This window comes from Glaciecola punicea ACAM 611 (genome assembly GCF_000252165.1).
Classification (GTDB): Bacteria; Pseudomonadota; Gammaproteobacteria; order Enterobacterales; family Alteromonadaceae; genus Glaciecola; species Glaciecola punicea.
The window spans coordinates 49491-65392 of the sequence record NZ_BAET01000030.1; the positions used below are offsets into that span (position 1 = coordinate 49491).

The 15902-nt window shown below is 43.9% G+C and carries 16 protein-coding genes; 15 read left to right on the forward strand and 1 reads right to left on the reverse strand.

What is annotated here, in order from left to right:
• The first annotated feature begins 55 nt into the window (after positions 1–55).
• The 11 genes from atpE to GPUN_RS11200 all read left to right on the forward strand — a co-directional run bounded on the left by atpE (position 56) and on the right by GPUN_RS11200 (position 11166).
• Positions 56–295, forward strand: coding sequence for a F0F1 ATP synthase subunit C (atpE, locus tag GPUN_RS11150; RefSeq protein ID WP_040521001.1), 240 nt, complete (start codon positions 56–58; stop codon positions 293–295).
• A 45-nt stretch (positions 296–340) separates the two neighbouring features.
• Entirely contained in the window at positions 341–811 is a 471-nt protein-coding gene (atpF, locus tag GPUN_RS11155; protein WP_006006740.1) for a F0F1 ATP synthase subunit B, read from the forward strand.
• Between the two features lie 11 nt (positions 812–822).
• Positions 823–1356, forward strand: coding sequence for a F0F1 ATP synthase subunit delta (gene atpH / locus GPUN_RS11160; RefSeq protein ID WP_006006742.1), 534 nt, complete (start codon positions 823–825; stop codon positions 1354–1356).
• Positions 1357–1369: 13 nt separating this feature from the next.
• Positions 1370–2911 carry a F0F1 ATP synthase subunit alpha gene (gene atpA / locus GPUN_RS11165; RefSeq protein ID WP_006006744.1) on the forward strand — a complete coding sequence of 514 codons (1542 nt, stop codon included), beginning with the start codon at positions 1370–1372 and terminating at the stop codon, positions 2909–2911.
• A gap of 54 nt (positions 2912–2965) precedes the next feature.
• Entirely contained in the window at positions 2966–3826 is an 861-nt protein-coding gene (gene atpG / locus GPUN_RS11170) for a F0F1 ATP synthase subunit gamma (RefSeq protein ID WP_006006746.1), read from the forward strand.
• Positions 3827–3858: 32 nt separating this feature from the next.
• Positions 3859–5247, forward strand: a complete 1389-nt coding sequence (gene atpD / locus GPUN_RS11175) for a F0F1 ATP synthase subunit beta (protein WP_006006747.1) — start codon at positions 3859–3861, stop codon at positions 5245–5247.
• 40 nt (positions 5248–5287) lie between these two features.
• Positions 5288–5701, forward strand: coding sequence for a F0F1 ATP synthase subunit epsilon (locus GPUN_RS11180; protein ID WP_006006749.1), 414 nt, complete (start codon positions 5288–5290; stop codon positions 5699–5701).
• Between the two features lie 272 nt (positions 5702–5973).
• Positions 5974–6831: a PA4780 family RIO1-like protein kinase gene (locus GPUN_RS11185; protein ID WP_040521002.1), complete on the forward strand. Its 858-nt coding sequence runs from the start codon at positions 5974–5976 to the stop codon at positions 6829–6831.
• A gap of 119 nt (positions 6832–6950) precedes the next feature.
• The gene (locus tag GPUN_RS11190) at positions 6951–8111 is read left to right on the forward strand and encodes an iron-containing alcohol dehydrogenase (protein ID WP_006006752.1); all 1161 of its coding nucleotides are present in this window, start codon (positions 6951–6953) and stop codon (positions 8109–8111) included.
• A gap of 15 nt (positions 8112–8126) precedes the next feature.
• Positions 8127–8867 carry a Sir2 family NAD+-dependent deacetylase gene (gene cobB, locus GPUN_RS11195; protein ID WP_006006754.1) on the forward strand — a complete coding sequence of 247 codons (741 nt, stop codon included), beginning with the start codon at positions 8127–8129 and terminating at the stop codon, positions 8865–8867.
• Positions 8868–9405: 538 nt separating this feature from the next.
• Entirely contained in the window at positions 9406–11166 is a 1761-nt protein-coding gene (locus tag GPUN_RS11200) for a protein adenylyltransferase SelO (RefSeq protein WP_006006756.1), read from the forward strand.
• 20 nt (positions 11167–11186) lie between these two features.
• On the opposite strand, the gene GPUN_RS11205 is transcribed toward GPUN_RS11200, so the two are convergent.
• On the reverse strand, positions 11187–12659 hold the full coding sequence (locus GPUN_RS11205; protein WP_040521003.1) for a flavin-containing monooxygenase: 1473 nt from the start codon (positions 12657–12659) through the stop codon (positions 11187–11189).
• A 173-nt stretch (positions 12660–12832) separates the two neighbouring features.
• On the opposite strand from GPUN_RS11205, the gene GPUN_RS11210 reads away from it, so the two are divergent.
• The 4 genes from GPUN_RS11210 to GPUN_RS11220 all read left to right on the forward strand — a co-directional run bounded on the left by GPUN_RS11210 (position 12833) and on the right by GPUN_RS11220 (position 15749).
• A complete protein-coding gene (locus GPUN_RS11210) occupies positions 12833–13090 on the forward strand; it encodes a hypothetical protein (RefSeq protein WP_006006760.1) in 258 nt (85 codons plus the stop codon).
• A gap of 190 nt (positions 13091–13280) precedes the next feature.
• The gene (locus tag GPUN_RS11215; protein ID WP_006006763.1) at positions 13281–13673 is read left to right on the forward strand and encodes a DUF4149 domain-containing protein; all 393 of its coding nucleotides are present in this window, start codon (positions 13281–13283) and stop codon (positions 13671–13673) included.
• Positions 13674–14045: 372 nt separating this feature from the next.
• Complete coding sequence (locus GPUN_RS14020; protein ID WP_081483955.1) at positions 14046–14294, forward strand: type II toxin-antitoxin system RelE family toxin; 249 nt, start codon at positions 14046–14048, stop codon at positions 14292–14294.
• A 336-nt stretch (positions 14295–14630) separates the two neighbouring features.
• Positions 14631–15749 (forward strand): zinc-binding dehydrogenase, encoded by a 1119-nt coding sequence (locus GPUN_RS11220; protein ID WP_040521028.1) that lies wholly within the window; start codon positions 14631–14633, stop codon positions 15747–15749.
• The last annotated feature ends 153 nt before the right edge of the window (positions 15750–15902 follow it).

A 15902-nucleotide genomic window follows, 5' to 3' on the forward strand; every position in this document is an offset into this window, starting at 1 on the left:
TACTTTTACTTTTATTTTTACTTTTATTTATATTTAACATTACTCGGAGATAACAATGATTTACATCGCAGTTGCAATAATAATCGGAATGGGTGCCCTAGGTACTGCTATTGGTTTCGGAATCATGGGGGGCAAATTCTTAGAATCTTCTGCTCGTCAACCAGAGTTAGCACCGCAGTTACAGGTCAAAATGTTCATCCTAGCTGGTCTAATTGATGCTATATCTATGATCGGTGTTGGTATAGCTCTCTATATCTTATTCGTTGTTGCACCTGGTTTAGGTGGTGTGTACTAACACTCTATTTTATAGGTTAACCAATGAACAATAGGAGGAGCGGACGTGAATTTTAACGCCACCCTAATAGGTCAGTTAATTGCGTTTACTGTATTTGTTGCGTTCTGCATGAAGTATGTATGGCCGCCGCTCATAGGCGCGATTGAAGAAAGACAGAAAAAAATAGCAGATGGTCTTGCTGCCTCAGACAAAGCAACAAAGGATCTTGAGTTAGCAAAGTCAAGCGCTACAGACCAAGTTCGTGAAGCGAAAGTGCAGGCTAGCCAGATTATTGACCAAGCTAAAAAACGTGCAAATCAGCTGGTTGAAGAAGAAACACAAAAGGGGCACGCTGAGCGCGAAAAAATTATCGCACAGGGTTACGCCGAAGTTGAAGCAGAGAAAAATCGCGTCAAAGAAGACTTGCGCAAGCAGGTTGGTCTACTAGCCATAGCTGGTGCCCAAAGAATTCTTGCGCGTGAAATTGATGCCGACGCACAAAAAGACATTGTTGCAAAACTTGTCCAAGAGCTTTAGGAGAGTAAGTCATGTCTCAATTGACAACAGCAGCTCGTCCATATGCTCTAGCCGCCTTTGATTTTGCAGCTGACAGCTCATCTATAGAAGAGTGGCAAAGTATGCTGGTTTTTGCAGCTGAAGTCGCAAAAAATGAGAGCATACAACAGCTTATAGTAGGTGCAGATGCGGCTAGCAAGGTTGCCACAATGTTCATTAGTATTTGCGGAGAACAGCTTAATAGTAAAGGCCAAAACTTTGTAAAGATTTTAGCGGAAAATGACCGTTTAGCATTATTGCCAGAAATATCGGCTATGTTTAACGAGCTCAAAACGATGCGCGAAAAGCAAGTTAATGTTGATGTAACCTCTGCCATTGCGCTTGATGATGCCCAAATAAATAGCTTAAGCGCCGCATTAGAAAAACGTTTTGACCGCAAAGTACATTTAAATTGTAGCGTGGATCCGAGCATTGTCGCAGGCCTAATTGTAAAAGCAGGCGACACTGTTATAGATGGCTCCTTAAATTCACAATTGAACCGTCTCAACGACGCGTTACAAGCATAACGGGAATATAAGTATGCAACTTAATTCTACAGAGATTGCAGAACTGATTAAGAAACGAATTGACCAGTTTGAAGTAGTAAGTGAAGCAAGAAACGAAGGTACAATCGTTGGCGTAAGCGACGGCATTATCCGTATTAATGGTCTTGCAGACGTAATGCAAGGCGAAATGATCGAATTGCCAGGCGGCAGTTTCGCCATTGCACTTAACCTTGAGCGAGACTCGGTAGGTGCGGTAGTTATGGGTCCGTATAATACTCTGCAAGAGGGCGATAAAGTAAAGTCCTCTGGTCGTATCCTTGAAGTGCCAGTAGGTCCACAGCTGTTAGGGCGTGTTGTTAACACCCTAGGTGAGCCTATCGACGGTAAAGGGGCGATAGACGCTGAGCGCTTTGAGCCGGTTGAAAAAATTGCACCAGGCGTAATTGAGCGCCAATCGGTAGATGAACCTGTTCAAACAGGTTATAAATCAGTTGATGCAATGATCCCGGTTGGCCGCGGCCAGCGTGAACTTATTATCGGCGATCGCCAAACGGGTAAAACAGCGCTAGCAATAGATGCGGTTATAAATCAAAAAAATACCGGCGTTAAATGTATATATGTGGCGATTGGTCAAAAAGCATCAACCATTGCCAACGTTGTGCGTAAATTAGAAGAACACGGCGCGATGGCGCATACCATTATTGTAGCTGCGTCGGCCTCTGAATCAGCGGCACTCCAATACCTTGCGCCTTATTCTGGTTGTACTATGGGTGAATATTTCCGTGATCGCGGCGAAGACGCACTTATTGTTTATGATGATTTGTCAAAACAAGCAGTTGCTTATCGCCAAGTGTCATTATTGCTGCGCCGTCCACCAGGTCGTGAAGCATACCCAGGTGACGTATTTTACCTACACTCACGCTTGTTAGAAAGAGCAGCACGCGTAAATGCTAGCTACGTTGAAAAGTACACAAAAGGTGAAGTTAAAGGTAAAACCGGCTCACTAACCGCGTTGCCAATTATTGAAACCCAAGCGGGTGATGTATCTGCCTTTGTACCCACAAACGTAATTTCAATTACCGACGGTCAGATATTCCTTGAGTCAGATTTATTTAACGCCGGCATACGCCCTGCTGTAAACGCCGGTATCTCTGTTTCTCGAGTAGGTGGCGCTGCACAAACTAAAATCATCAAGAAGTTAGGCGGTGGTATTCGTCTTGCACTTGCTCAATATCGCGAGTTAGCCGCATTTTCTCAGTTTGCATCAGACCTAGACGATGCTACTAGAGAACAACTAGAGCATGGTCAGCGAGTAATGGAATTGATGAAGCAAAACCAGTACTCACCGTTATCTGTTGCTGAAATGGCCGTATCGCTATTTGCGGCAGAAAAAGGTTATTTGAAAGACATTGAGCTAAATAAAGTACTTGATTTTGAAGCGGCCCTGCACTTTTACATGTTGGCTGAATACAAAGAACTGATGGACACAATTAATCAGACTGGAAACTATAACGACGATATTGAAGGCCAGTTAGCAGGCGCATTTGACAAATTCAAATCGACTCAAAGCTGGTAATCCACAGGCTCTAATTGGTATTAGAGCGGTCGTTGAGTAATCGGAGAAAATTTCATGGCAAGCGGAAAAGAGATTAAAGGTAAAATTGGGAGTATTAAAAACACCCAAAAAATTACCAGCGCGATGGAAATGGTTGCCGCCTCAAAAATGAAGAAGGCACAGGAGCGGATGCAATTAGGACGTCCTTATGCTAAAAGTATGAAGAAAGTCATTGGTCACATCGCCAGCGCTAACTTAGATTACCGCCACCCTTTCTTAGAAGAGAGGGAAGTGAAAAACGTCGGTTTTATTGTTATTTCGACCGACCGTGGTCTATGTGGCGGACTGAATACAAATGAATTTAAGGCAGTATCTAAGCGTATTAAAGCTTATCAAGAACAAGGTACAGGACTTTACTTTGCTGCACTTGGTGCAAAAGCAGTAAATTTCTTTTCCCGTTTTGGTGGCAACGTAATGGCAGCTGAGTCCGGTTTAGGTGACAAACCTACTTTAAGTAAGGTAGTAGGTACTGTGAGGGTCATGCTAGACGCATACGAAAACGGCACACTTGATAAAATTTACTTAGTGTATAACCGATTTATTAACACCATGAGCCAAGAGCCGGTTGTTAATCAATTGCTGCCATTACCAAAGTCAATGGAAGAAGAACGTAAACACACTTGGGACTATTTATATGAGCCCAACGCTGATGAAATTCTAGACGCTTTACTTGCTAGATACATCGAGACAGTTGTTTATCAAGGTGTGGTTGAAAACGTTGCGTCTGAACAAGCAGCCAGAATGGTGGCAATGAAGGCAGCAACGGACAATGCCGGCGATCTTATTGATGATTTACAATTAATATATAACAAGGCGCGTCAGGCCGCAATTACACAAGAAATCAGTGAAATTGTAAGTGGCGCAGCAGCGGTTTAGCAAAAGAATTTTAAAGTATAAGAGGACTAATTATGAGTCAAGGTAAGGTCGTCCAGATCATTGGTGCGGTAGTGGACATTGAGTTTCCACAAGATTCCGTACCACGTGTATATGACGCACTGCGAGTGGCCGATGGCGACCAAGCAGGTTTAACGTTAGAAGTACAACAGCAGCTTGGTGGTGGTGTTGTAAGAACAATAGCCATGGGTTCCACCGATGGTTTACGTCGTAACTTAATGGTAAATAACACAGGTGAGGCTATTCAAGTCCCCGTGGGCCTTGCTACTTTAGGCCGCATCATGGATGTATTGGGAAACCCAATAGATGAAGCTGGCCCCATTGGTGAAGAAGAGCGTATGTCTATTCACCGTGAAGCGCCCAGCTATGAAGACCAGTCAAGCTCAACTGAGCTACTTGAAACAGGCATAAAAGTAATAGATTTAGTATGCCCGTTTGCAAAAGGCGGTAAAGTTGGTTTGTTTGGTGGAGCCGGTGTAGGCAAAACGGTAAACATGATGGAGCTTATTCGTAACATCGCGATTGAACACAGCGGTTATTCTGTGTTTGCAGGTGTTGGTGAGCGCACCCGTGAAGGTAACGATTTCTACCATGAAATGAATGATTCAAATGTACTTGATAAAGTAGCATTAGTATATGGCCAAATGAATGAGCCTCCTGGTAACCGTTTACGTGTTGCACTAACAGGCTTGACTATGGCTGAAAAATTTCGCGACGATGGTCGTGACGTGCTGTTTTTCGTGGATAATATATATCGTTATACTTTGGCCGGAACAGAAGTTTCTGCTTTGTTAGGCCGTATGCCTTCAGCGGTTGGGTATCAGCCTACATTAGCGGAAGAAATGGGTGTCTTACAAGAGCGTATTACCTCTACTAAAACCGGTTCAATTACGTCAATTCAAGCCGTATATGTACCAGCGGATGATTTAACCGATCCATCTCCTGCTACTACCTTTGCTCACTTAGATGCAACGGTCGTATTATCGCGTGATATTGCATCTTTAGGTATTTACCCGGCGGTTGACCCGCTTGATTCTACTTCGCGTCAGCTTGACCCGCTAGTTATCGGCCAAGAACATTACGACACTGCGCGTGGCGTGCAGTCTGTGCTGCAGCGTTATAAAGAACTAAAAGATATCATCGCGATCTTAGGTATGGATGAATTATCTGAAGAAGACCGGCAGGTAGTATCACGTGCTCGTAAAATTCAGCGATTCTTGTCACAGCCTTTCTTCGTAGCAGAGGTCTTTACAGGTTCTCCGGGTAAGTATGTATCGCTTAAAGACACCATTAGTGGCTTTAAAGGTATTCTTAACGGTGATTACGACAGTCTTCCAGAGCAAGCATTTTACATGGTTGGTTCAATAGAAGAAGCGGTAGAAAAAGCGAACAAGAATAAGTAATCGCTGAAAATAACGTTGACGTTATTTAAGGAGACCGACAATGGCAATGACAACACACTTGGACGTAGTAAGCGCTGAGGCAGAGATCTTTTCTGGTTTGGTAGAAACTGTTCAGGCATCTGGTGCAGAAGGTGAGCTTGGGATTTATCCTGGTCATGCACCTTTAATCACTAGTTTGCTGCCTGGTATGGTGCGAGTTGTAAAACAGTTTGGTGAAGAAGAACTCATTTATGTGGCCGGCGGCATATTAGAAGTACAGCCTGGACATGTAACGGTATTAGCCGATGTTGCAGTACGCGCAGAAGAGCTCGATGAAGCAGCGGCACAAGCCGCTCAACAGCATGCAAAAGAGCGCATTGCAAAGGGTGGTGCTGACTTTAACTATGCAGAGGCAGCAATAGAACTTGCTGAAGCCGTTGCACAGTTGAGATTGATTAACAAACTCAGAAAGTAAACAGACTGCGCTTTAGGTAAAAAATCCAGCTTAGGCTGGATTTTTTGTTTTACGAGTACACAAGTACAGTTTCAATGGCAGCTATAGTACTATAGGGGCGCTGAAAAAATTTTATGTAGTAGCGCTCAGCATGACCGGTTTACGCATGTATATATGCCTTAGCAGTTAATAATCGAGCTGCACATTAAAAATGATGCTAAGAAGTCAAATATTGTGATTTCGCATTGAAATTAGCCTATTTATTCAACACAAAGGTACTAAACAAACGCCCTATGAAAATACCAAAACGACTACAACCTTTAGTAGACGACGGCCTAGTAGACGAAGTGCTTTACCAACTTATGAGTGGTAAGGAAGCGACTGTATTCGTGGTAAAAAGTCAGGGTCGCATATGTTGTGCCAAAGTATATAAAGAATCGATGAAGCGCAGTTTCAAAAAAGCCGCGCAGTACAACGAAGGCAGAAAAGTAAGAAGCACAAGGCGCGCACGCGCTATGGAAAAAGGCTCCAAGTTTGGCCGCAAGCAGCAAGAAGATCAGTGGCAAAATGCCGAGGTCGACGCGCTATTCAAACTTAGCAAAGCTGGGGTAAGAGTTCCGCAGCCCTATGGCTGCTACGATGGCGTGCTGTTGATGGAACTAATCGCCGATGAACAAGGCGAAGTTGCGCCACGTCTAAACGATGTGTCTATGTCTGCTGAGCAAGCTATTGAAGACCATGAACAGGTTATGCTATACGTCCAGTTAATGCTATGTGCAGGTATTGTTCACGGTGATCTATCAGAGTTTAATGTGCTAGTAGACGATTATGGTCCTGTTATTATTGACTTACCGCAGGCAGTCGACGCAGCAGCAAATAACAACGCCTACAGTATGCTATTGCGCGATGTTCACAACATGACAGAATATTATGGCGAATTTGCCCCCGAATTACTACAAACCCACTATGGTGAAGAAATGTGGGCACTGTTTGAAGCAGGTGATTTAAGCCCCGAGGTTATCTTAACAGGACAGTTTGAGTTTGATGAAAGTGCAGCTGATGTCAACACGGTTATGGAAGAAATAAAAGCCGCATTTGATGAAGAGCAAGAACGAATAGAGAGAATTCGTTCGGCGAATGAGCCTGACTAGGTCTTGTTCTATTAAAACTAGCTTGCTTCCACTTATTTTGGCTGATATAGATAGTTAAACGCCTATTGCACGGGTATTTAGCGAAGCGCCATTAGCCAACATTCAACGGGATATCCTCTATGTCTACAATGATCAATCTGCCCTCTATTTTACAAATCGGCGCGGGTGCCATAAATGAGCTACCCGCTATTTTGCGCAGCCTATCTTCTACTCGCCCCTTTCTAATTACTGACTCGACCATGGTTAAACTTGGTCTTGTTGCTACTATAAGCAACATTCTTGAACAACAAGATATTACCTTACCAGTATTTTCTAAGGTTATGCCTGAACCCGATGAAGCGTCAATACTAGCAGCGGTTAATTTAGTCGCCACAGATAACTATGACAGCTTAATTGCATTAGGCGGCGGCAGCGCTATTGATAGTGCCAAAGCAATCGCGCTTTTAGCCTCGCATGGCGGCAGTATGCGCGACTATAAAGTACCCTTTCAGGTAATACAGCAAAGCATTCCTGTTATTGCTATTCCGACTACCGCCGGCACAGGTTCAGAATGTACACGTGTGACTATTATAAGTGATAGCAACACATCTGAAAAAATGCTCTGCATGGGTCCCGGCCTCATGCCAAAAGCCGCAATAGTTGATTATGAGCTTACCTTAACTGCGCCCTTTCGCATTACCGCAGACACCGGCATAGATGCTCTTACTCACGCAATTGAAGCCTTCGTGAGTAAAAAATCAAATTTGTACAGTGATCAACAGGCAATAGCGGCTATGAAATTGATAGCGCCTAATCTACTAAGCGCTTGCCTAACACCAAGCAAACTAGCTGCAAAAGAAGCAATGATGTTAGGTGCAAGCCTAGCGGGGATTGCGTTTTCTAATGCCTCAGTGGGCTTAGTGCATGGCATGAGTCGCCCCTTAGGCGTTCACTTTCACGTGCCTCACGGCATGAGCAACGCTATGCTGCTGCCCGCAATCACCCAGTTTTCGTTAAGCGGTGCGCCAGAAAAATATGCACAGTGCGCTGTGCATATGGGCTTAATTTCTTCTACCCAGCACATAGCAGAGTGCCACACTCGATTAACGCAGTTTCTGACCACGGTAAATACAATATTAAAAGTCCCTATGATGTCTGAATTTGGTATTGTAAAACAAGCCTATGAAGGCTTACTTGAGACAATGGCGAATCAAGCGCTTGCATCTGGCTCTGTGGCCAATAATCCTAACGTACCCAATAAAGATACTATTATAAAGTTGTATAGAAATATCTATGCGTAAAGGATATGCCTAATAGTGAAGCACCTTAACTTTTTTCTTAACACAATCAAACACCCAAAAATCGTGATTTTGACCGGGGCAGGTATATCTGCCGAATCGGGTATTAGCACTTTTAGGGACAATAAGGGCTTATGGGAAAATCATACGGTAGAGGAAGTGGCTACGCCAGAAGCATTTGCGCGCAATCCAGAGTTAGTGTATCGATTTTACAATGCTAGGCGTCAACAGCTGTTGAACGATGAAGTTGCCCCAAATCCAGCCCATATTGCACTGGCTAAACTGCAAAGAAAACTGCAGCAAGATTTCGTACTGATTACTCAAAATGTAGATAACCTGCACGAGCGCGGCGGCTGCAAAAATGTTATTCATATGCACGGTGAACTGCTATCTGCAAAATGTATAAATTCCAACAGCGCCGTTAGCACTGTTGACGACGTAAGTTCTTGTACAAAATGTGCTTGCTGTGACACGCCAAGCCCAATGCGCCCCGACATTGTTTGGTTTGGTGAAACACCCTATCACATGAAGGCGATTCAAACCCACCTGCAAGAGGCTGATGTCTTTGTGTCAATAGGCACGTCGGGTAATGTTTATCCTGCCGCTGGCTTTGTTCAAGAAGCACAGTATGTGGGTGCTCACTGCATTGAATTAAATCTAGATCCCAGTGAAGGTCAAAGTAATTTTACTGAGTGTCATTACGGCCAAGCTTCAACGCTTGTGCCGTGGTTTGTAGATGAAATCTGTGCGGCTATCTAGCCATCAATGATAAACTAAATGGCAAGCGCAGCCCAACTAGGTTCTAGCGTTATCAAGGTCTTAGATTGACTTGAAAAATACCACTGCGGTGTTCATTAAAACCCTCCTGGCGCACAGTAAGAGAGCCTTAGCCTGTTTGGCTTGTAGCTTTTAATATCTATGTCAATACTATGTGAAATTAGTGTGAAATATACGATTTATTTTCACGTTTTTACCTTTATTAGCCGACTATCTAGTAGCCCTAATCGTGTTTGAAAATTCGCACTAGATGAATGGGCGCCTTGGACAGACAACGGCAGATCTACCGAAGTAGTAACAAACGATGCTGAACATGACCAAGTGACTGGATTTACCTTACCAAGCCAAGTGTTGCCACCCCAGCGTGCAGCTATGTGCTTGCTGCTTGGTCATTGATACCTTGCGATGCGTATACTTAATATGTTTACAATAGATATGAAAGCTCTTACGTATCTTATAAACAAATATACGCACAGCGTTTATAGTTGGGTAAAGCCATAAAACATCTTGGAGAATACACATGAATATGAAGGCAAACATCCAAAGTGAGCAAGTGTCGACTACTATTGCAAAGCTTGAAGACATCGCCAAGCTCGCAGACTACTCGCTTATGGACACTTTGAACTGCGATCCCGATGCCACTGCAAACGGAGATGATCACGAACCAAGACAGGTGTTTTCGGGTCATTATGTGCCGGTGACCCCTACGCCAATTGCAAATCCCGAGTATGTGACGCACAGCAAAGACTTTTTTCGTGAGCTTGGCTTTAACGACGCTATGGCTGAGTCGACTGATTTTATGGCTATGTTTTCTGGTGACATATCACACCTTCCACAGCCAATGCGAAAAGTGGGCTGGGCAACGGGCTACGCGCTTTCTATTTACGGCACTGAATATATTCAGCAGTGCCCGTTTCGAACCGGCAATGGCTATGGCGATGGCCGCGCAGTGTCGGTACTTGAGGCGGTTATTAATAATCAACGCTGGGAAATGCAGCTAAAAGGCGGTGGTCGCACACCATACTGCCGCGGTGGCGACGGGCGCGCGGTGCTGCGTTCGAGTATACGGGAATTTTTGGCCCAAGAGCACATGCATGCGCTTGGTGTGCCAACGTCGCGTTCTTTAAGTTTGTATGTGTCTAAAACCGAAAAAGTTAGGCGACCGTGGTACTCACAAGGTTCGCACGCGCAAGATCCCGATACCTCTTTGGTAGAGCCTGTAGCTATATCGACGCGGGTTGCGCCGTCATTCATTCGCGTTGGCCAGTTAGAACTTTTTGGCCGCCGCGCGCGCAGCAATCAACATCCAAACGCTATGCAAGAGCTTGAGAAAATTGTGCAACACGGGATTGACCGTGAGTACAGCAAGGTCATCGATAACAGCCTTAGCATGCCTGAAAAAATCGTGCTGCTAGCGCAAGAATTTCGCAATCGCCTTACGTCTCTTGTGGCGAACTGGGTGCGTGTAGGTTTTTGCCAAGGCAATTTCAACAGCGACAACTGCGCGCTTGGCGGCTACACACTCGACTACGGACCGTTTGGTTTTGTTGATGCGTTTCACCCTTTCTTTCAGTCATGGACGGGCGGCGGTCAGCACTTCGCATTTTTGAACCAAGGCGAAGCAGCCCAGCGTAACTTTGATATGTTCTGCACGGCGGTGCGTCCGCTGCTCGCACAACATCAGGATTTTGCACAGCAATTGACCGAGATTCAAATTAGCTTTTCTAAAGCAATGCAAACAAAAATGGAAACCATGTGGGCTGCCAAACTCGGGTTAAATATATATGACCCTATGCTGTTTAGTGAGCTTGAAAGCCTTATGGTGCAAACACCGGTAGATTACACCATCTTCTTTCGTGAGCTTTCATCACTTCCCCACGACATTGGCTCACTTGAAAAGAGCTTTTATAAAGGCGTGAACGGTTCTGCGCAATCCAACCACAGCGCAAATCCAGAAGCGTTGAAAAAAGCTTGGTCTGCTTGGTTCGTAAAATGGAATTCCCTTATTGAGCTTGAAAGTGTTGCTTCAGGGCATTCTCGTGAACAGGTTTCAAAGCAGATGAAACTCGTCAACCCAAAGTACAGTTTACGTGAATGGTTTGTGGCGCCTGCATATCAGCAGGCCAGTGAAGGGAATTACACGCTTGTTAAAGAGCTACAAGATGTAATGACGCAGCCTTACGCTGAGCAAACACAAGTGCAACAAGATAAGTATTACAAACTAAAGCCTCTGGCGTTTTTTGATGTAGGTGGGCTGTCGCACTATAGCTGTTCGTCATAGCTGTTCGTCATAGTTGTTCGTCACAGTTGCTCCTCATAGCTTATAGAAGCAAACATTAGGCTGTCGTCTATTACCGATGAATAGCCTAAGCTTATACGATCAAGTATGTAGTTTTGATTGAGTTTCCAAGGCTTGCTGCTACCCTGCTGGGGCATTTGGCTAAGCGATCGCAGCACATAGCTTGAAGTGAAGTCTATCAAAGGCTCTGCCTGTATGCCTTGTGCAGGTAAAACAGGCTGGCAGTAGTCATATTGATGCTTATCCATATGATTAATTAGGCGACAGACGTATTTCCCTACCAAGTCTGATTTTAAGGTCCACGACGCATTTGTGTAGCCCATCGTAAAGGCGAAGTTAGGCAGTGAGCTTAACATCATGCCTTTATAGCAATAGCTATCGGCAGGCGTAAACGCTATGTTGTCGACACTAAGATTATATGAACCAAGCACCTGTAGCGTGAGACCCGTAGCGGTCACAATAATGTCGGCCTCTAACACTTCGCCCGACTGCAGCTTTATACCTTGCTTAGTAAAACAATCAATTTGGTCAGTTACTAGGCTGGCTGAGCCATCTTTTATTGCGCTGAATAAATCACCGTCGGGCACCAAACACAAGCGCTGATCCCACGGCTCGTAGCTGGGTTTGAAGTGCTTATCCACCGGATAGTCTTTGCCTAAAACCGCGAATATCTCTTTTCGAAGCAATTTCTTTAGTACTTCTGGCCTGCTTTTAGCGATCTTATACATTAGCATGCCAAGCAATATGTTTTTCCAACGGCTAATGCTATAGGCCGCTTTAGCAGGCAGGCAGCGGCGCAAGAAATTCGCCACAGCGTCTTGTTCAGGCCTTGCCAGTACATAGCTAGGTGAGCGCTGCAGCATGGTGACATGCGCTGCGGTTTTTGCCATGGCCGGCACCAGCGTTACGGCGGTGGCGCCGCTGCCAATCACAATCACTTTTTTACCGCTATAATCTAAGTCTTGTGGCCAATGCTGTGGGTGAATTACACGACCAACAAAGGTTTCAATCCCTTTGAAATAAGGCGTATAGCCTTTCTCATAGTTATAATAGCCCGCGCATGAAAAAAAGAATCGACTGATATACGTGCAATGCACGCCGGTTTTTACGTTGAGTACTTTTGTATGCCATTTAGCACACGCGCCATCCCAGTTAGCGGCTATTACTTTATGCTCAAACACAATATGCGGCGTAATACCATTTTCATTGGCCGCTTCACTCACGTAGGTTTTAATATCTTCACCTGGAGATATTGCCTTTTGGGACGGCCAAGGTTTAAAATTAAAACCAAAGGTATACATGTCTGAGTCGGAGCGAATGCCCGGGTAGCGAAACAAGTCCCACGTGCCGCCCATAGCGCTGCGCGCTTCTATAATAGCGTATGACTTACGTGGGCAGTTTTTTTGTAAATGATAAGCTGCGCCAATACCAGAAATACCGGCGCCTATAATGAGCACGTCTACTTCTTTTTTCATGCTGCTCAAGCTAAGATCTCCTTTATTTTTACGCGGTAAATCGTAACTTGTTTCGCACTATAGACAGTCTGGTCAGCTATTTAATTAGTACCAAGGTGGTTACCATTTGCGGTCATATTTTTATTTTGCCTAGCAATTAACCATAGCATAAATCGCATAAAATAGTGAATTTGTTGGCCATATTATATAAGCGCAAGGGTCATCCTGAGAAAACCTTTGAGATTTATGAATTTCTAGATAAAAACAACATTTTGTCGTATACGGTACTAGAAAATTTCGCCTCTATTCTATTTAAAGAAGGCGATACACAAAGAGCCGATGGCTTAATGCAGAAAATAGAATTAACTAATGAAGATAATCCTTCTTGGCTGTATGCGGCGAGAAAACAAGTAGAACTTCAAAACTATACATGTGCAAAACGTTACTTGTGAATAAGCCTAGGGCTTGCAGCGCTAACAGGCGAAATTTATGGCTTATACGAATAAGGAGTCTAAAGCCTGACTATGCTTAACTCGTTTAAATCTTTGAATAGTCTATCCAAAGCATAATCGGTTCTGAACCAGATTGACCAAGGCGCGTATCCTATTATCTATGCGAATTTTACATCATAAGGCTTAATCCATGCTTGACGCACTTCAGCTAGTGTTATTATCCGTCATATTTGGCGGCATGGTGACATTCCAAATTCTATTTGCACCCTTAATCTTTATCAAGCTGAAAATAGATATTGCTAGGCCGTTTATTCGTGCTTTTTTTCCCTTCTACTACCTGTACTTTGCTGCACTTAGCCTAGCATACCTGATCATTTGTTTATTCGTGGGTGACAATGTTCAAGCGATTATAGCAGGCGTGTCTTTACTCGGATTTATAATCTCACGTCAACTCCTTATGCCTAAGGCAAATACAGCGTCTGATGCGAATCAAAAGTCGAGATTTAATTTACTGCACAGGGCTACGGTTGCCATAAATACACTGCAGTTGGCGGCATTTTTTGCTGCTTTGATATTAATCTAGCCACTTGCTGCGATACCAAATAAGCTAAAATTAAGTATGCAGTTGTGCTCTGATTGGTCGTAAATATTGAGTCAATCTTAAGCTTGGCTTTTAACAGGTAAAGGCAGCAGGTGTAAATATTACCTTGAAGCCAGCTATACGCTGGTAAACAGACCATCAAAGGCGAGTCCAATCGATATTATTGTTGTCATCCTAATAGTCAAGCTATGGAGCGCGTTTCGGGATTATTTTTTTCCCAGAAAATAGGCAATACATCCCTGTTAGATCTTCACAGCTAAGTTTTAGATTGGATTTGTCTTCGCTTCTATTCAGTATCAGCTCTATTATATTTATTCTGTTCGTTACTTTGGTGCCAATTAGGCAAATTATAGAATAACGTTTAAAAAATCAGTCGCAAAGGATTTAAAGTCATTACCTAAATCGGATGTTATTAAAATAATCGCAAAGATCGCTAGTCTTGCTGAAGATCCAAGGCGGGTTGGTGCAATCAAACTCAACGGCAATGAATTATACCGCATACGTCAAGGATTTTATTGTATTGTGTATGAGATTAAGCATCAAGAACTGACGGTTTTGTGCATAAGAGTAGGGCACAGGTCTGATATACACAAACGCACGTAACAATGCAAATAAAGACGGGCAGCCTAGAAGAGCCCTTAGTCTGACGCTTATTTCGGTGTTAATTTTAAGGTCTGTTATTAAGAAACACCTAAGAAACACCTAAGTATAAAGCATTGACATTTCGTGTTTTTAAATAGAGCTGTCTTATTCTTCAATGGCAGAAAGCTAATGGATCAGGTCCACTTAGCAAGCACAAAGTATAACTAGGAAAATCTCTCAAGGTCAGGTTGACTTAGCAAACACAAAAGGCATAACTAGTAAGCATGTAAACGACATGTTATTTTATGCATAATGACAACGCTAGTTACTATCAATCCCTTAATTTGCGAGAAAAAAATGACCACTACTAAGCAACTGTTTACCCATATTTCATCTGATGCGTTCTTAACCATTTCACTTGACGAGGTAGATGTACCCGCGCCAAAACCGCATGAAGTGATTGTTAAAATTGAAGCTGCGCCTATTAATCCCTCTGATATGTGGCCTATGTTTGGCCCAGCTAATCTGGCAGATGCCACGTTTGATGCCAGCAGCAATAAGCTTAGTGCGCCGGTGCACCCCGGTATTCTGTCCCGTATACGGTCGCGCGTAGATCAAAAGTTGCCCATCGGGAATGAAGGTGCAGGTACCGTTGTTGCGGCCGGTGACAGCCCACAAGCACAAGCGCTTATGGGCAAAACGGTTGGCGTACTTACAGGCGCAACGTATACGCAACATTGTTGCGTGCCTGTGCAGGCATGTATTGTGCACAATGAGGGTACGAGCGCTCGCCAAGCAGCCTCTTCTTTTGTTAATCCGCTCACCGCTTTGTGTATGGTTGAAACAATGTGCCGTGAAGGGCATACCGCGCTTGTGCACACCGCTGCCGCTTCAAGCTTAGGTGTTATGCTAAATAAAATTTGTATTGCGCAAGGCATCAGCTTAGTTAACATTGTGCGCAAACAAGAGCAGGTAGATATGCTCAGTGATTTAGGCGCTAAATATGTGCTCAATTCTACCAGCGAAAGTTTCAAAAAAGACCTATATAAGGCCATAAAGGAAACCGGAGCAACACTGGCATTTGACGCAATTGGCGGCGGCAACCTCGTCAGCGATATTCTTAGTGCAATGGAAGCCGTAGGCAGCAAAGACGCTACCGGCTTTAACACCTATGGCTCTGCCGAAAATAAGCAAATATACGTTTATGGTAATTTAGATTTTACCCCCACGGTATTAAATCGCGCCTACGGTATGACTTGGAATATAGGCGGATGGCTGCTGATGCGCTTCTTAGGTTCACTAGAAGTTAAAGACGTATTGGCCTTGCATAAACGAGTTGCCGATGAGATAAATACAACCTTTGCGCTTGAATTTAGTAATGAAATTTCACTCATTGACGCCATGAAACCTAAGAATATCACTCGTTATAATGCAAAGAAAACCGGCGAAAAATTCTTTATTAATCCATCTTTATAAGTCACTGTAGTGTAGCCGCCTATTTTGCGATTGCGGACTTGATGCGTTCTCAATCGCAGCGGCATCAACAATCAGTATTACTTATCTTTGCTTATTGGTGCTGTCTTTGTTTACTTGATAATTGAAAGGCTTTTCACATAAATTAGGGCCCAT

Bases quoted from the DNA above. Each gene is read 5' to 3' on its own strand.
- atpE (WP_040521001.1), top strand. From the start codon at position 56: ATGATTTACATCGCAGTTGCAATAATAATCGGAATGGGTGCCCTAGGT.
- atpH (WP_006006742.1), top strand. From the start codon at position 823: ATGTCTCAATTGACAACAGCAGCTCGTCCATATGCTCTAGCCGCCTTT.
- atpA (WP_006006744.1), top strand. From the start codon at position 1,370: ATGCAACTTAATTCTACAGAGATTGCAGAACTGATTAAGAAACGAATT.
- atpG (WP_006006746.1), top strand. From the start codon at position 2,966: ATGGCAAGCGGAAAAGAGATTAAAGGTAAAATTGGGAGTATTAAAAAC.
- atpD (WP_006006747.1), top strand. From the start codon at position 3,859: ATGAGTCAAGGTAAGGTCGTCCAGATCATTGGTGCGGTAGTGGACATT.
- GPUN_RS11180 (WP_006006749.1), top strand. From the start codon at position 5,288: ATGGCAATGACAACACACTTGGACGTAGTAAGCGCTGAGGCAGAGATC.
- GPUN_RS11185 (WP_040521002.1), top strand. From the start codon at position 5,974: ATGAAAATACCAAAACGACTACAACCTTTAGTAGACGACGGCCTAGTA.
- GPUN_RS11190 (WP_006006752.1), top strand. From the start codon at position 6,951: ATGTCTACAATGATCAATCTGCCCTCTATTTTACAAATCGGCGCGGGT.
- GPUN_RS11200 (WP_006006756.1), top strand. From the start codon at position 9,406: ATGAATATGAAGGCAAACATCCAAAGTGAGCAAGTGTCGACTACTATT.
- GPUN_RS11205 (WP_040521003.1), bottom strand. From the start codon at position 12,659: ATGAAAAAAGAAGTAGACGTGCTCATTATAGGCGCCGGTATTTCTGGT.
- GPUN_RS11215 (WP_006006763.1), top strand. From the start codon at position 13,281: ATGCTTGACGCACTTCAGCTAGTGTTATTATCCGTCATATTTGGCGGC.
- GPUN_RS11220 (WP_040521028.1), top strand. From the start codon at position 14,631: ATGACCACTACTAAGCAACTGTTTACCCATATTTCATCTGATGCGTTC.